This window comes from Amycolatopsis balhimycina FH 1894, from assembly GCF_000384295.1.
Lineage (GTDB): Bacteria > Actinomycetota > Actinomycetes > Mycobacteriales > Pseudonocardiaceae > Amycolatopsis > Amycolatopsis balhimycina.
The window spans coordinates 4,202,821-4,217,693 of sequence record NZ_KB913037.1 but is presented as its reverse complement, the minus strand read 5'-3'; the positions used below and the strand labels follow the sequence as shown (position 1 = coordinate 4,217,693).

The 14,873-nt window shown below is 69.7% G+C and carries 14 protein-coding genes and 1 pseudogene; 4 read left to right on the top strand and 11 right to left on the bottom strand.

Going from position 1 to position 14,873, the window contains the following annotated elements:
- Positions 1 to 25: 25 nt before the first annotated feature.
- Positions 26 to 1,123 carry an S-(hydroxymethyl)mycothiol dehydrogenase gene (locus A3CE_RS0118520; protein WP_020641600.1) on the bottom strand — a complete coding sequence of 366 codons (1,098 nt, stop codon included), beginning with the start codon at positions 1,121 to 1,123 and terminating at the stop codon, positions 26 to 28.
- 137 nt (positions 1,124 to 1,260) lie between these two features.
- Between A3CE_RS0118520 and fdxA the strand changes: the two are divergent.
- Positions 1,261 to 1,596: pseudogene (gene fdxA / locus A3CE_RS0118515) on the top strand (ferredoxin); the annotation flags it as partial.
- A gap of 135 nt (positions 1,597 to 1,731) precedes the next feature.
- Here the strand turns inward: fdxA and A3CE_RS0118510 are convergent.
- The gene (locus A3CE_RS0118510; protein ID WP_020641598.1) at positions 1,732 to 2,601 is read right to left on the bottom strand and encodes a sigma-70 family RNA polymerase sigma factor; all 870 of its coding nucleotides are present in this window, start codon (positions 2,599 to 2,601) and stop codon (positions 1,732 to 1,734) included.
- A 76-nt stretch (positions 2,602 to 2,677) separates the two neighbouring features.
- Between A3CE_RS0118510 and A3CE_RS0118505 the strand changes: the two genes are divergently transcribed.
- Positions 2,678 to 3,127, top strand: coding sequence for a carboxymuconolactone decarboxylase family protein (locus tag A3CE_RS0118505; protein WP_020641597.1), 450 nt, complete (start codon positions 2,678 to 2,680; stop codon positions 3,125 to 3,127).
- A 60-nt stretch (positions 3,128 to 3,187) separates the two neighbouring features.
- On the opposite strand, the gene A3CE_RS0118500 is transcribed toward A3CE_RS0118505, so the two are convergent.
- From A3CE_RS0118500 to A3CE_RS0118465, 8 genes are all read right to left on the bottom strand, one after another.
- A complete protein-coding gene (locus A3CE_RS0118500; RefSeq protein ID WP_185839816.1) occupies positions 3,188 to 4,450 on the bottom strand; it encodes a peptidase C39 family protein in 1,263 nt (420 codons plus the stop codon).
- Positions 4,451 to 4,522: 72 nt separating this feature from the next.
- Positions 4,523 to 4,924: a PaaI family thioesterase gene (locus A3CE_RS0118495; protein ID WP_020641595.1), complete on the bottom strand. Its 402-nt coding sequence runs from the start codon at positions 4,922 to 4,924 to the stop codon at positions 4,523 to 4,525.
- 33 nt (positions 4,925 to 4,957) lie between these two features.
- On the bottom strand, positions 4,958 to 6,682 hold the full coding sequence (locus A3CE_RS0118490) for a TIGR03767 family metallophosphoesterase (protein WP_026468627.1): 1,725 nt from the start codon (positions 6,680 to 6,682) through the stop codon (positions 4,958 to 4,960).
- A gap of 176 nt (positions 6,683 to 6,858) precedes the next feature.
- Positions 6,859 to 7,347: a DUF4190 domain-containing protein gene (locus A3CE_RS0118485; RefSeq protein ID WP_026468626.1), complete on the bottom strand. Its 489-nt coding sequence runs from the start codon at positions 7,345 to 7,347 to the stop codon at positions 6,859 to 6,861.
- 57 nt (positions 7,348 to 7,404) lie between these two features.
- Positions 7,405 to 8,187, bottom strand: coding sequence for a carbohydrate ABC transporter permease (locus A3CE_RS0118480; RefSeq protein WP_051183921.1), 783 nt, complete (start codon positions 8,185 to 8,187; stop codon positions 7,405 to 7,407).
- Between the two features lie 29 nt (positions 8,188 to 8,216).
- Positions 8,217 to 9,113 carry a carbohydrate ABC transporter permease gene (locus A3CE_RS0118475; protein WP_020641591.1) on the bottom strand — a complete coding sequence of 299 codons (897 nt, stop codon included), beginning with the start codon at positions 9,111 to 9,113 and terminating at the stop codon, positions 8,217 to 8,219.
- Positions 9,110 to 10,408, bottom strand: a complete 1,299-nt coding sequence (locus A3CE_RS0118470; RefSeq protein WP_026468625.1) for an ABC transporter substrate-binding protein — start codon at positions 10,406 to 10,408, stop codon at positions 9,110 to 9,112. The genes A3CE_RS0118475 and A3CE_RS0118470 overlap by 4 nt, the downstream gene beginning before the upstream one ends.
- A 102-nt stretch (positions 10,409 to 10,510) precedes the next feature.
- The gene (locus tag A3CE_RS0118465) at positions 10,511 to 12,139 is read right to left on the bottom strand and encodes a long-chain fatty acid--CoA ligase (RefSeq protein ID WP_020641589.1); all 1,629 of its coding nucleotides are present in this window, start codon (positions 12,137 to 12,139) and stop codon (positions 10,511 to 10,513) included.
- Between the two features lie 444 nt (positions 12,140 to 12,583).
- Here A3CE_RS0118465 and mihF point away from each other — a divergent pair, with 444 nt between their 5' ends.
- Both mihF and A3CE_RS0118455 read left to right on the top strand, forming a co-directional pair.
- The gene (mihF, locus tag A3CE_RS0118460; protein ID WP_026468624.1) at positions 12,584 to 12,895 is read left to right on the top strand and encodes an integration host factor, actinobacterial type; all 312 of its coding nucleotides are present in this window, start codon (positions 12,584 to 12,586) and stop codon (positions 12,893 to 12,895) included.
- A gap of 86 nt (positions 12,896 to 12,981) precedes the next feature.
- Complete coding sequence (locus A3CE_RS0118455; RefSeq protein WP_020641587.1) at positions 12,982 to 14,136, top strand: isochorismate synthase; 1,155 nt, start codon at positions 12,982 to 12,984, stop codon at positions 14,134 to 14,136.
- 23 nt (positions 14,137 to 14,159) lie between these two features.
- Here the strand turns inward: A3CE_RS0118455 and A3CE_RS0118450 are convergent, their stop codons facing one another.
- Positions 14,160 to 14,846 (bottom strand): 4'-phosphopantetheinyl transferase family protein, encoded by a 687-nt coding sequence (locus A3CE_RS0118450; protein ID WP_020641586.1) that lies wholly within the window; start codon positions 14,844 to 14,846, stop codon positions 14,160 to 14,162.
- Between the last annotated feature and the right edge of the window lie 27 nt (positions 14,847 to 14,873).

Here is a 14,873-nt window from a genome sequence, read left to right as displayed (position 1 = left end):
GGGTAGTCCGCGTCGGTGAAGAGAGTCAGAACGTCACCACGCTGCGCAGGACGTCACCGTGGTGCATGCGCTCGAAGGCCTGCTCGACGCCGTCGACGCCGATCCGCTCGGTGACGAACTTGTCGAGCGGCAGCCGGCCCTGCAGGTAGAGGTCGACGAGCAGCGGGAAGTCGCGGCTCGGCAGGCAGTCGCCGTACCACGACGACTTCAGCGAGCCACCGCGCGAGAAGAAGTCGATCAGCGGCAGGTCGTTCAGCCGCATGTCGGGCGTCGGGACGCCGACGAGGACGACCGTGCCGGCGAGGTCACGCCCGTAGAAGGCCTGCCGCCAGGTCTCCGGACGGCCGACGGCGTCGATCACGACGTCCGGGCCGAAGGAATTCGTGGCGTCCTGCATGGCCTCGACCACGGCTTCTTCGGAGAGGCCCCGGCTGTTGACGGTGTGCGTCGCGCCGAAGTCCTTGGCCCACGCCAGCTTCCGGTCGTCCATGTCGATCGCGACGATCGTGGTCGCGCCGGCCAGCTTCGCGCCCGCGATGGCCGCGTCGCCGACGCCACCGCAGCCGATCACCGCGACCGAGTCGCCGCGGGTGACGGCGCCGGTGTTGATCGCCGCGCCCAGCCCGGCCATGACGCCGCAGCCGAGCAGCCCGGCGACCGCGGGCTCGGCCTCGCGGTTCACCTTGGTGCACTGTCCGCTGTGGACGAGCGTCTTCTCGAGGAAGGCGCCGACGCCGAGGGCGGGCGACAGCTTGGTGCCGTCGGCGAGGGTCATCGGCCTGGTGGCGTTGAACGTCGAGAAGCAGTACCACGGCTTGCCGCGCTTGCAGGCCCGGCAGGTGCCGCAGACCGCGCGCCAGTTGAGGACGACGTAGTCGCCCGGCTCGAGATCGGTGACGCCCTCGCCGACGGCCTCGACGACACCGGCGGCCTCGTGGCCGAGCAGGAACGGGAACTCGTCGTTGATCCCGCCCTCGCGGTAGTGCAGGTCGGTGTGGCAGACCCCGCAGGCCTGGACGTTCACGACGGCCTCACCGGGGCCGGGATCGGGAACCAGGACGGTCTCCAACGAGACCGGCTCGCCCTTCGCCCGTGAAACAACCCCCTGGACCTCGTACGGCATGCGAATCCACCTTCCGGCTGCTGGTTCTGCCCGCAGCTTGCCACGGATCACGCGGAGATGGCGAGATCCGCATGAGTGAGGTTCTGCGCAACGCGTTGCGCTATTCGCAACTAGCCGATGGTGGCTAGGTTGGCTGCATGGCGTATGTGATCGGGCTTCCGTGTGTGGACGTGAAGGACCGCGCGTGCGTGGCCGAATGTCCCACGGACTGCATCTACGAGGGCGCGCGGAGCCTCTACATCCATCCGGACGAGTGCATGGAGTGCGGCGCGTGCGAGGTGGTCTGCCCGGTCGGGGCGGTCCACTACGAGGAAGCACTCCCGGCCGCCCTGCGGGAGCACGCCCCGGACAACGGCCGGTTCTTCACCGAGGTTCTGCCGGGGCGCGACGCACCACTGGGCTCCCCGGGCGGTGCGGCCGCGGTCGGCCCGCTCGACGCGGACACGACGATGATCGCGGCGCTGCCGCCGCAGAGCCCGCCCGAGCGGCCGCTGCCGCGCAAGACGCCCCGGGGTGGCGGCAGCTGCTGCGCGGGTGAGCGGCCGGACTGAGGCCGATACCGGCTCGGTCTGCTGCGGTGGGTGTGCCTCCGGCCCCCGGTTTCCAGCTTATCGGGAGGGACCGACAGTTCCCGGGGGCTCCGGCAGGGTCATCGACGCGAGCTTGACCGGGTCGGCCACCGCCGCGATGTTCGCGATGCGGCCGTCCGCCACCGTGAACGCCACCACCGAGAGCGGGGTGCCGTCTTCGCGCCAGGCCACCACGCCGGGCAGCCCGCCGACGAGCACCCTTCGCCCGTCCCTGGCCGCGCCGAAGCGGGCGCCCGTCGCGACGTTCGTCGCGCCGAGGACCACCACCATGCCGTCCGGGGTGTCGATCGTCAGGCGCACGTCCGGGTCGAGCACCCGCAGCAGCTCCTCGAAGTCGCCGTCGCGGGCCGCCGTCAGGAACGCCTGGACCACCTCTCGCTGCTCTCGTCCGGCCGCCGCCGGCGGTGACGGGGTCCGGACCTTCCGGCGGGCGCGGCTGGCGAGCATCTTGGTCGCGCCGGCGGACTTGCCGAGGATGCGGCCGATCTCCTCGAACGGCACCGCGAACAGGTCGTGCAGCACGAACGCCAGCCGCTCGCTCGGTCCCAGCGTCTCCAGGACCACGAGCAGCGCGAGCCCGACCGAGTCGGCGAGGGCCACGTCCTCCTCCGGCGCGGCGGTACCGTCGTCGACCTCCACGACGACCTCGTCGTACGGCGCCTCCGGACGCGCCCGGCGCGAGCGCAGCACGTCGAGGCTGATCCGGCCGACCACCGTCGTCAGCCAGCCTTCGAGGTTGTGGATCTCCGCCGCGTCCTGGCGGGAGAGGCGCAGCCACGCCTCCTGGACCACGTCCTCGGCATCGGCGGCCGAGCCGAGCACGCGGTGGGCCACCGCGCGCAGGCGGTCGCGCTGCGCTTCGAACGTCTCGGCCAGCGTGTCGGGCATGTCGTTACCTTCCTCGGTTCCGCTCCGTCGTGGACATGACGGGCCCGGAGGGCCACAGGTAACCGATGGAGGAACGATGGAACCACGCTTGCGGAGCTCGGGCGATCCCGAGGTGTTCGGAGCCATCCAGCAGATCGTCAAGGCGGTGCAGGCCGGCGGCGTCGACCCGCTGCTGCTCGAGCTGGTCCACCTGCGGGCCAGCCAGATCAACGGCTGCGCCCCGTGCGTCTACGGGGGAGTCCACTCGGCGAAGAAGCGCGGGGAGACCGAGGAACGGCTGCACAACGTGGTCGCCTGGCGCGAGACGCCGTTCTTCACCGAGCCGGAGCGGGCCGCGCTCGCGCTGACCGAAGCCGCCACCCGGATCCAGGACGGCGAGCCGGGCGTGACCGACGAGATCTGGGCGGCCGCGGCCAAGCACTTCGACGAGAAGCAGCTGTCCGCGATCACGCTGAACATCGCGCTCACCGGCTTCTTCAACCGGATCAACCGCACGACCCGGCAGCAGGCCGGCGCGACCTGGTGAAAGTCCGTGAATGGCACATTGAGGGACTCTAAGTCCCTCAATGTGCCATTCACGGACTTCTCACGCCGGGGTGATGATGTACGCGACGCCGCCGGGGCCGCCTGCCACGGTGCCGTCCGCGCGGTAGCGCTTGGTGCGCTGCCAGATCTTCTCGAACTGGTCGCGCTTGTAGACGTTGCGCACCCGGTCGTCGCTGCTCGTCGCCGGGTCGTTCGCGATCACGTCGCCGTCCTTCGTGAACCCGACGACGACCATGATGTGCCCCGACGTGCCGTACCCGGCGCCGTCGAGCTCCGAGGCCAGGAACGACTGCGACGTGATCACCGGGATGCCGCGGGCGATGTAGTTCTCCAGCTCGTTGAGCGAGTGCAGCCGGGTGATGTGGCCCCGCAGGCCGCGCGACGCCGCGTAAGCGGTGTTGAACGGCCAGTTCCCGGTGCCGTCGTAGGCGTGGTCGTAGGTGTTGCGCGCCGCGAACGCCACCGCCGGGTCGACGTAGCCCGCCGGGATCCACGACATCTCTTCGGCGGACGGCTTCTTGCCCCAGTACTCGGCCACCATCTCGGTCGACGTCGGGCTGCACCACGCTTCGCCGCCCCCGCCGTACTGCGGGAACTGTCCCTTGTGGAGGTTCTGCGCGTACGCGGGCACCTTCAGCTCGATCCCGGTGGCGCGCCCCGGCTTCGTCGGCTGCACCTCGAAGCGGTCCGGCACCGCCGAAGTCATCGCGCCCAGCAGCGTCACCGACGGCGTCTCGCCCGATCCGGCTTCGCGGTAGAGGCTGATCCGCAGCTTGTACGACTTCAGCGTCACGCCGGTCTTCATCTCCAGCGTGTCGACGTCCACCGTGGCGTTCGCGTCGTCCTGGCCGTCGACGCTGGTGCGGAGGATGTCGGCGTCGCCGCTGGCCCAGCGGCCCATCACGTACCACGCGGTTTCGGCGCCCGCCGACGTCCGGCCCTGCGCCTCCACCTGCAGCCACGTCTTCGACGGCGTGCGCGCGTTCCACGACGCGACGAGCTGCGTGGCGCCGAAGCCGTGGCGGTACGACGGCGACGTCCACTGGCCGTACTCGTACGTCTTCGTCGTGCCGAGCTCCGGTTCGGTGTGCTCCACCGTGCCGATCGGGTGCGTGATGCGCAGGCCGTCCCGGGTCAGGCCGACCCCGGCGAAGCCGCCTTCGTGGAACCGGCCACCGGTCCATTCGTGGTAGTCGATCGCCTCGTCGTCGCCGGGCCGGGCGGGTCCCGCCTCGGCGGCCTGCGCGGTCACCGAGGTCAACACGACCACTGACAACAAAGTGAACAACTCCCGTACCCGCATCCCGGCTCCCTGATAGGCCCACCCAGTTAGCCAGGGATTTTCGCCGGTTCGGCCAGGTATGTAAACAGGTACCTACAGGACGGCCTGTGTCTGTGTCACTTTCGCGACCAACTTGCCGTCGTCGTCGTGGATTTCGGTCTCCACCACGACGAACTTGCGGCCGGCGTGCAGTGGTCTGGATGACGCAACGGCGTAGCCCGAACGCACCGCGCGCAGGAAGTTCGTCTTCGATTCGACGGTCGTGGTGCCCCGCCCGCCCTCGGGCAGGTTGAGGAACGCGCACACGGCGCCGGTCGAGTCGGCCAGCGCCATGAGCGCGCCCCCGTGCAGCGCGCCGCCGAGCGTGCAGAGGCTCTCGTCCCACTTGAGCCTGCTGCGGACGAGCGTGGGCCCGTGCTCCAGGACTTCGACGCCGAGGCGTTCGGAGAACGGCATGGAGCGGTGGAAGAGCTGGGTGCCCTCGGGATCGGTCATGCGACCACTGTGCCGTACGCGGCCGCGGCGGACTCAGCTCAGCGGGTTGACGAGCAGCAGTTCGGTGTTGTGGTCCTCGGCCGCGCCGACGCGGCCGAGGTTGGCGTGGATGTCGTTGTAGGACAGCTCCCGGTACAGCGACGCAAGCGCTTGCGGCGTCCGGGCGCCGTAGTCGGCGGCGTACGGTGCCTCCGCCTCGATCAGCGTCGTGAACAGCGACAACGTGCCGTCGGCGTTGTCGGAGACCTCGACGATCCGGGCGTGCTGCGGGAAATCGACGTGCGACGCGGTGTTGATCTCCCAGAACCCCTGCTGAGGCGTGTTCCCGGCGTGCGGCGTGATCTTGTTGAGGTGCGTGTGGCCGTTGACCCAGGCCAGCACGTTCGGGAACCGCTTGAGCAGCGCGACGAACGCGTTGCCGTCCAGCCGCGGGTCGAGCAGGTGACGCGAGTCCGGCAGCACGTTGCCCATCGTGCCGCTGGTGTGGTGGCTGAACAGGATGAACAGCTCGTCGGTGACGGCGTGGGTGACCTTGCGGCCGAAGAAGTCGTAGTACGCCGAGCTGTTGCGCTTGAGCGTCGACTCGACCCAGCTGTACTGCGCGAGGCCGATCGAGCCGTCGGCGAAGCCGGCGTCGGTGGTGGTGTCGAGGCTGATCCCGGTGATGCCCGGCGCGATCCGGAAGGTGTAGTAGACGTTCTGGCCGTCGGCGTTGGCGCCGGTGAAGCCGTGCCCGACGGGACCGGGGCCGGTGTTGGCGGTGTCGAGGTGCGCGCGGACGAACTCGGCGGTGCTGAACGGGCGGCGACGCGCGTCCGGCGTGATCTCGCGGACGGTGCCCTCGCCGCCGAACAGCTCGGCAACCGGGACGCTCGAGCCGTTCTTGATCGCGTCGGCGAGCTTCTTCGACGTGGTTTCGTCCTTGCCGATGACCTTGTACTTTCCGGTGTACCAGGCGTCGATGCCGGGGATGTGCGCCGGCAGCGAGCCGACGACGCTGTCGTCGTGGTTGCCGAAGGTGCAGAACCACGGCACGTCGAGGCCCGGTGCGGTGAACGTCTTCATGCCCGCTTCGAGCAGGCCCGGCAGCTGCGGGAAACCCTTGGCGGTGTAGGCGTCCTGGCCGGGGGTGGCCGGGTTCCAGAACTCGTGGTTGCCGGAGCTTTGGACGCCCTCGTAGGCGTTCGGGTCGCCGGAGTTCGGCGTGACGCTGCCGCCGTTGAGGACCTTGAGGAACCAGTCGAGCTCGATCAGCTCGTGGTTGTCGGTGTTGTCGCCGGTGGTGACCATGAGGTCGAACGGCCGCCCGGTGAACGGGCCCTGCCGCACGCTGTTGACGCGCTCGACGAGCGCGCTGGTGGCGGCGGTGCCGAGCGCCTCCTGCGGCCGGTGCGCGGAGCCGATGAAGGGGTGCAGGTACTCGAACCGCGCGGGGCTTTCGGCGTCGGTGATGTGGAGATCGGTGAACTGCACGAACGCGCTGAGGGCCCGGCGCCGGTCGTCGCGGCCGGTCTTCGGGGTGGCGAGGTCGCTCCGGACGACCAGTGGCCAGCCGGGCCCGCCCTGGAGGCGGGTGTAGGCCGTCCCGGCGTCGACGGGGGTGGCGACCTGGTCGAGGGTGGTGCCTTGGGTGGTCACCGATCGCGTGGTGGTGAGCCGCAGGGCGCGGTCGAGGGCGTTCGCGGTAGGCGTGCACAACAGGAGCCCGAGCCCGGCGGCGCCCGCGGTCGCGAAGGTGCGACGGGTGAGTTCGGCCATGGTGTTCGCTCCCCAGTCTTTTCGGTTGACCGGCACCATGCCGGACGTGGGTGGACGCGGGGTGAACGTGAAAAACATTCACCGTGACAGTTCAATCCACTTTGTCACAGCATTCGGGGTGGGGTGTACCGCCGAAGGTCGTGGTCATTTCCGCCGCTGAGCGAGGCCGTCGAGGCTCAGCAGGCGATGCCGCACGCGGTGCCGGCCGCGGCGAACAAGCCGAAGAAGAACAGCATGATCACCAGGGCCGGGATCACCGCGATGATGCCGCACACCAGCCCCGCGATGCCCATGCCCTTGCCCGTGTAACCCGGCCGGTCGGCCTGGAGCATGCCGGCCCAGGACAGGCCGATCGCCAGGAAACCCAGGAGCAGGTCGAGGAAGGGGACCCAGAACATGACCAGGGCGACAATGCCGACGACCATGCCGGCCACCGCCATGCCGCTCGTGCGCAGCATCGGGTACGCGGCCATCGGGTACGGCTGTGCGGCATACGGCTGTGCGGCGTACGGCTGGACCGGGTACGGCTGCGTTCCCCATTGTTGCGGCGTTTGCGGCGTTTGCGGCAGTTGCGGCACCGGCGCCGACGGCGGGTACTGCTGCCACGCCGGGTCGACCGGGGCGGGTCCCTGCCGCTCGGGCTGATAAGGGTCGTAACTGGTCACACCGCACCCGTTTCTGTCCGTCCCCAGCGAAGTCGCCCGGACCGCGCATCACGTTACTCAACCTTTCAGGCCCGAGTCCGCCACCCCGCGGACCAGGTAGCGCTGCAGGAACGCGAACAGCAGCATGATCGGCAGGATCGACACCGCCGCCGCCAGGAACAGCAGGTTCAGCTGCGGGTTCTGGGCCGTCAGCAGGCCCGACAGCGCCACCTGGACCGTCCACGAATCGGGGGACTGGGCGATGATCAGCGGCCACAGGAACGCGTTCCAGCTGCCGATCACGGTGATCGCCGCGATCGCGGCGAAGAACCCCTTCGAGTTCGGCACCACGATCCGCCAGAAGACACCCCAGCGGCTGAGCCCGTCCACCCGGCCCGCTTCCTCCAGTTCGCGTGGGAAGTCCAGGAAGTACTGGCGGAACAGGAACACGCTGAACGCGCTGAACAGCCCGGGGATCACCAGGCCGCGGAAGTCCGACAGCCAGCCGAGCGACGAGACCACGACGAAGCTCGGCACGAACGTCACCGACGTCGGGATCATCAGCGTCGCCAGTACCGCGTAGAACACCGGCCGCGAGTGCCGGTACGGGATCCGGGCCAGGCCGTAACCCGCCAGTGAGCAGACCACCAGCAGCCCGGTCGTCTGCAGGGTCGTGACCAGCGCGGAGTTCAGCAAGCTGCGCGCGAAGGGCACGTCCGGCAGCGAGAACAGGCGGGAGAAGTTCTCCCAGTGCACTGTGGACGGAAAGAAAGTCCACTGTGGAGCGGTGATTTCCGTCCGCGACGCCAGTCCGTTGCGCAGCAGCAGGTAGAACGGCAGCAGGAAGAGCACCGCCGCGATGATGAGCGCCGCCCAGCGCAGGGCCGCCCTCACGACGCACGCCCGAAGCGGAACACCCGGCCCTGCAGCAGGGTCACCAGTGCGATGAGCAGCGCCAGGATCACCGCGCCCGCGCTGCCGCGGCCGAGGTCCTGCCCGCCGGAGCCGAGCGAGGTGTAGTACAGGTAGACCAGCGGCGGCCGCGCGAACGGCGGGTAGCCGCGGGCGTCGCCCATGATGTTGTAGAACTCGTCGAACGCCTGGTACGCGTTGATCAGGTTCAGCAGCAGCACCGCCACCGCCGTCGCGCGCAGCTGCGGCAGCGTGATGTACCGGAACACCTGCCACCCCGGTTCGGCGCCGTCGAGCCACGCCGCTTCGTACAGCTGGGCGGGGATCCGCTGCAGCGCCGCGATGAAGAGGATCATGTAGAACCCCAGCTGCAGCCACAGCCGCGCCGTCACCAGCACCACCCAGTACAGCGGCGGGTGCACCGTCCCGGTCCACGCCACCGGGTCCACGCCGAAGACCGCCAGCACCGTGTTCGCCAGTCCATATCGGACACCCGAGAACAGCGACGTCTTCCAGATCAGCGACGCCACGACGTACGAACACGCGAACGGCAAGAAGAACACCGACCGGAAGAACGCCCGCGCGAACCGCAGCTGGTGGACGCCGAGCGCCAGCGCGAGCGACACGACGAACGTCAGCGGCACGATGAACAGCGCGAACACGCTGAACGTGCCGAGGCTCGACAGGAACGGCTCGTCGGTGAGCATGTGCGCGTAGTTGTCCAGCCCGACGAACCGCGTCGGCGTGACCGTGTTGCGCGCGTCGAAGAAGGACAGGTACGCGCTCCAGCCGATCGGCAGGTACGCGAAGATCGCGAGCCCGAGCAGAAAAGGCCCGACGAACAGCCAGAATGCGCGTGCGTCGCGCCCCTTCATCCGAACAGGCGCTTCAACTCGGCCTTGGCCACCTCGACGGCGGTCTTGACCTGCCCGGCCGGGTCCGCTCCCTCCTTCGCGATCTTCGCGACCGCGTCGGACAACGCCGTGTTCGCCTGCTGCGTCCACACCGGGCCGCCGACGAGGTGGCTGTTCTCCTTGACGAACCGGGCCGCGTCGGCGGCCGGGCCGGACTTGAGGTTGTCCGCGCGGTCGATCAGGCTCTGGCGCGCCGGGACGTGGAAGCCGAACTTCGTCGCGAACTCGAGCTGGGCGGCCGTGTTGTCGATCCACAGCCACTTGACGAACGCCTTGGCCTCGGCGACGTGCGCGCTCTTGGCGTTGACCATCGCGCTGTACGCGCCGACCGGCACCGACGGCGCGCCGCTGCCGTCGAGGCGGGGGAACGGCAGCACGCCGAAGTCGTCGTCGAACGCGGCGCGGATCTTCGGCACGTTCCACAGCCCGGTCCACTGCATCGCGGTGAGCCCGTCGACGAACGCGCCCGGGTCGGACCAGTCCGACGGCGCGCCGAGCAGCAGGGAACCGTTGGCGTTCAGCGTGTGCAGCTTCGCCAGGGCGGTCGCCGCGCGGGGGTCGTCGAAGCCGACCTCGCGGTTGCCGTTCTTCAGGTAGTCGAGACCGGCCGACCAGAGCAGCGGTCCGGTGAGCACGCCGACGCCGCCGTCGTTGCCCGCGAAGAAGCCCTTGATGCCGTCCTTCGTGAGCTTCGCGGCCGCGTCGACCAGCTCGTCGACCGTCTGCGGCGGCTGCACGCCCGCGGCCTGCAGCAGGCTCTTGCGGTAGAAGAGCACCTGCGTGTCGGTGGCCTGCGGGATGCCGTAGACCCGGCCCTCGACGGTCTGCGCGGCCAGCACGGCCGGGCTGAAGTCGCCCTTCGCCGCCACGATGACGTCGTCGAGCGGGATGACCTGGTGCTGCCGCACCCAGTCGATCTTGACCTGCGCCTCGAAGACGTCCGGCACGGTGCTGTTCTGCAGTGCGGTGACGATCTTCGAGTCATAGTCGCCCGGGTTCCACTGCACGTTCACGGCCGCGGCGGGGTAGGTCGCGGCGTACCGCTTGACGGCGTCCTGGACGCCTTCCTCGCCGTACGCGTGGTACCACTGCTGGAGCGTGACCTTCGGCGCGTCTGACGGCGGCGGCCCCGCCGAGTACGCCGTCGAGGGCGGCGGGTCACCCTGCCGCCCGGTGTTCGACCCGCACGCCGTCGCCACCGCGCTCACCGCGCCCGCTCCCGCGAGCGCCAAAAAGCTCCGCCTGGTGCGCTGCATCCCCAGTACTCCTCCGCGTAGGTCCGTGAATGGCACATCGAGGGACATAGAGTCCCTCAATGTGCCATTCACGGAACTCAGGGCACGCCGGAGATTTACCCGTTAGAGCTGGGCGATGTCGAGCTTTCCCTCGGAGTAGGACGCGCGGATCCGCTTCTTGTCGAACTTCCCGACGCTGGTCTTGGGCACTTCGTCGACGAACGTCCAGTTCTCCGGCAGCTGCCACTTCGCGACCTTGTCGGACAGGTAGTCCCGCAGCTCTTCCGGCGTGACGCTCTGGCCCTCCTTGAGCACGACGGCGACCAGCGGCCGCTCGTCCCACTTCTCGTCCGGGATGCCGACGACCGCGGCCTCGGCCACCGCCGGGTGGCCCATCACCTGGTTCTCCAGGTCGACCGAGGAGATCCACTCGCCGCCGGACTTGATGACGTCCTTGGCGCGGTCGGTCAGCGTCAGGAAGCCGTCCGGGCTGATCTTGCCGACGTCGCCGGTGCGCAACCAGCCGTCGTGGAACTTGTCCGGGTCGACCTCTGCGCCGCCGTAGTACGAAGCCGCGATCCAGGGACCCTGGACCTCGAGCTCGCCGACGGCTTCGTTGTCCCACGGCAGCACCGCGCCGTCGTCGTCGATCAGCCGCGCGCGCACGGACGCCGGGAAGCGGCCCTGCGTGTAGCGGTACTTCCAGATGTCGTCGCCGGTCGCCGACGCCGGCGGCCGGGCGACGCTGCCCAGCGGCGACGTCTCGGTCATGCCCCAGGCGTGCAGGATCGGGACGTCGTGCCGCTCCTGGAAGGCGTGCATCAGCGACGGCGGCACGGCCGACCCGCCGACGACGACCTCGCGCAGGTGCGAGATGTCCTGCGGGTGGGCTTCGAGGTGGGCGAGCAGGCCCTGCCAGACGGTCGGCACCGCGCCGGCGAACGTCGGCTTCTCGGCGGCCAGCATCGCCGAGATCGGCGCCGGCTGGAGGAACCGGTCCGGCATCAGCAGCGACGCGCCGACCATCAGCGACGCGTACGGCAGGCCCCACGCCATCGCGTGGAACATCGGCACGATGGCGAGGGCCTTGTCGTGCTGGGCCAGCTTCATGCTGTCGGTCATGCAGACCTGCATCGAGTGCAGCCAGATCGACCGGTGCGAGTAGGCGACGCCCTTGGGGTCACCCGTGGTGCCCGAGGTGTAACACATCGCGGCAGCCGAGCGCTCGTCGACGTCCGGCCAGTCGAAGGTGTCGGGCTGGGCGGCCAGGAGCTCGGCGTAGGAGTGCACCTCGACGCCGTCGGGCGCTTCGAGGGACGCGGCGTCGCCGTTGGCCACGATGACGTGCCGGACCGTCTTGAACTGCGGCAGCTGCTTCGCCAGCAGGGGGACGAGGGTGCCGTCGACGATGACGACGTGGTCTTCGGCGTGGTTGGCGACGAACACGAGCTGTTCCGGGAACAGCCGGATGTTCAGGGTGTGCAGGACGGCGCCCATCGCCGGGACGGCCAGGTAGGCGGCCATGTGCTCGGCGTTGTTCCACATGAACGTGCCGACCCGCTGGTCGCCTGTCACGCCGAGGCTCCGGAGCGCGTTCGCGAGGCGGGCGGCGTGGCGGCCGAGGTCGCCGTAGGTCTCGCGACGGGCTTCTGAACCGGTCCAGGTGATGACTTCGCTCGCCGAGTGCACCGATGTGCCGTGACGGAGCAGGTTCGCCAGCGAGAGCTGGCCGTCCTGCATGGTGCTCAACATGGTCGCTCCCGGGGGTTGTTCGCCGGTGAACTGGGGTTGCGCCGACTCTAGTGCGGATCGGGTGAAGCGGACATGGTCAACAACGGCTCCGTTCGGTCACGGTCGTCGCGCGATCGGGCGACCACCGGACGATGATCAAGATCATCAATTTTTCGGGTTTTCCTTATGGGCAAGGAAATGTGCGCAAGAACGGGCTGTAGTGGAAGCTTCACTTCCGGGTGAGTGACGTCATCCCGGACGATTGCTGGGAGCGTTTCCGCAGGCCGGGGCGGGTTGCCCGGTATCACCTCCGGGGGTAATAAGTGCGTGTCGGTTGCACGGGCACGAAGCCGGTGGCGTTTACTGGGCCCGTGGCAAGAGACGGCTGAGCAGCGCTTGCAGGAGCAAGCACTCGTAAAAGCTGTCGGCCGCGAAAGCGGAGACCTGAGAGGAAAGGACACTACGTTGGCTCTGCCTACGTTGACTCCGGAGCAGCGCGCCGATGCCTTGGCAAAGGCCGCCGAGGCTCGCAAGGCGCGTTCGGAGCTGCTCGCGTCGATCAAGTCCGGCAAGGAGAGCATCGAAAAGGTGCTCAAGCAGGCCAAGGAGAACAAGACCATCGGGAAGACGAAGGTCACCCAGCTGCTGAAGGCCGTCCCCGGCCTCGGCGCGGTGAAGGTCGCCGCCCTGCTCGAGCAGGCCGGCATCGACCCGGACCGGCGTGCGGCCGGCCTGGGCGAGCGCCAGCGCGAGGCGCTCATCGACGCGCTCAAGTAGCCTCATCCCCTGGAGCTGACCGCGAGGGAAGTGTCGCTGGCGACACTTCCCTCGCGGATCTCCCGGAGCCTGGGACGCTGGACGTTGTGAGCTCACCTGATCCGGCAACCCCGGCTGACCTCGCCGCCCGCTACCAGCGAGGCGACTTCCTCTTCACGACGGCCCAGCGCGCACTGCTCGCGCAGGGCACGATCCGGACCGTCACCGAGACGGACCCCCGGCGGCTCGCCTCGGTGATCCCGGGCGTCCTGGCCGAGACCGGTGCCCCGCTGGCCGTCGGTGTCCTGCCGTTCGACACCGGGCCCGACACGAAGGTGCCGGGTTATCTCGTCGTACCCCGGACCGTCCACCGGTCCGAAGGGGCGCCGTCGCTGCCCCGCGAAGTCCTGCCGGCGCCCGTGCGGGTGCGTGCGGTGCCGTCTCCTTCGCAGCACATGGAGGCTGTGCGGTCCGCGGTGGCGGCGTTGGCTTCGCGAGAGCTGCGCAAAGCCGTCCTGGCTCGCGCGCTCGACCTCGAGTTCGACTCGCCGGTTCCCGCCGAGAGCATCGTGCGCAACCTGGCGGTCGGCAATCCCCGGCACTTCACGTACGCGGCCGAGCTGCCCGGCGGGCGGTCGCTGGTCGGCGCCACGCCCGAGCTGCTGCTGCGCCGCACCGGCCGCACGGTGTTTTCTTCGCCGCACGCCGGATCGATGCCGCGCTCGGCCGACCCGGTCACCGACCGCGCGAACGGCGAGGCGCTCCGGACGTCCCGCAAGGACCAGCTCGAGCACGCCGTGGTGATCGACTACGTCGTCGAGGCGCTGCGGCCGTTCTGCCGGAGCCTGGACGTCCCGGCGGGGCCGGAGCTGGTGACGACGCCGGCGATCTGGCACCTGCGCACCCCGATCACGGGCGAGCTGGCCGACCCGGACGTCACGGCCCTGGACCTCGCGGCCGCGCTCCACCCGACCCCGGCGATCTGCGGCACCCCGACGGACGAGGCCCGCGAGCTGGTCCAGGAGCTGGAGCCGTTCGACCGCGACTACTACGCGGGCGCGGTCGGCTGGGTCGACGCGGCGGGCGACGGCGAGTGGGCGGTGGCGATCCGCTGCGCGGAGATCGCGTCGACGTCGATGCGCCTGTACGCGGGCGGCGGCATCGTGCCGGCGTCGGACCCGCAGGCGGAGCTGGACGAGACGACGGCGAAGTTCCGCACCCTGCTGACCGCGATGGGCCTGGAGGATCTCGCCGGAGTCTGACCGGGGTTGAGCCGGGGGCCTTCCTACGGGGTCCAGTGTTCCTCGGTGACCGACAGCTCGTCGGTGGTCAGCACCGCGATGGCCGCGCGGTAGCCGTCCGCCGCCTTGAGGTCGGCCAGGCGCGTCGTCGCCGGGTTCAGGGCAGCGTCGCCCGAGAAGACCAGGCGGGCCGGTTCGTCGTGGCGGGAGAACGTGATGCTCTTCAGCGGGATGCGCAGGCCCTTGCCCGTGGCCTTCATCACCGCTTCCTTGCGGGTCCAGTAGACGAAGAACGCCGCCGCGCGGTCCTCCGCCGGCAAGCCGGCCAGCGACGCCGTCTCGGCCGGGCTCAGCGCGTACTCGATCAGGCCCTCGTCCGCTCGGCGGGTGGTCGTTTCGACGTCGAGGCCCACCGGGATCGACGGTGTCGCCGCGAGGCCGATCAGGTCGCCCGAGTGCGAGATCGACAACGCCAGGTCCGCGCCGGGGATCCGCGGGCGCCCGTGCGGCTTGCCGCAGTCCTCGCAGGTCGCGTCGAACTTCACCGACTCGACCGGGACGCCCAGCCGCTCGGCCGCGACCGTCTTCGCCAGGACGCGGCCGGTGAGGAACCGCCGCTTGTCCGCCTCCTGGCGGTACGCGGCGAACCGCCCCTGCTCGACGTCGTCCAGCAGGCGCAGGAAACGCTCTTCGGCGGGCAGCGGCGATGACCAGCGGACCACGATCTCCATCACGTCTCCGATCTTTCCCGGCCCGGC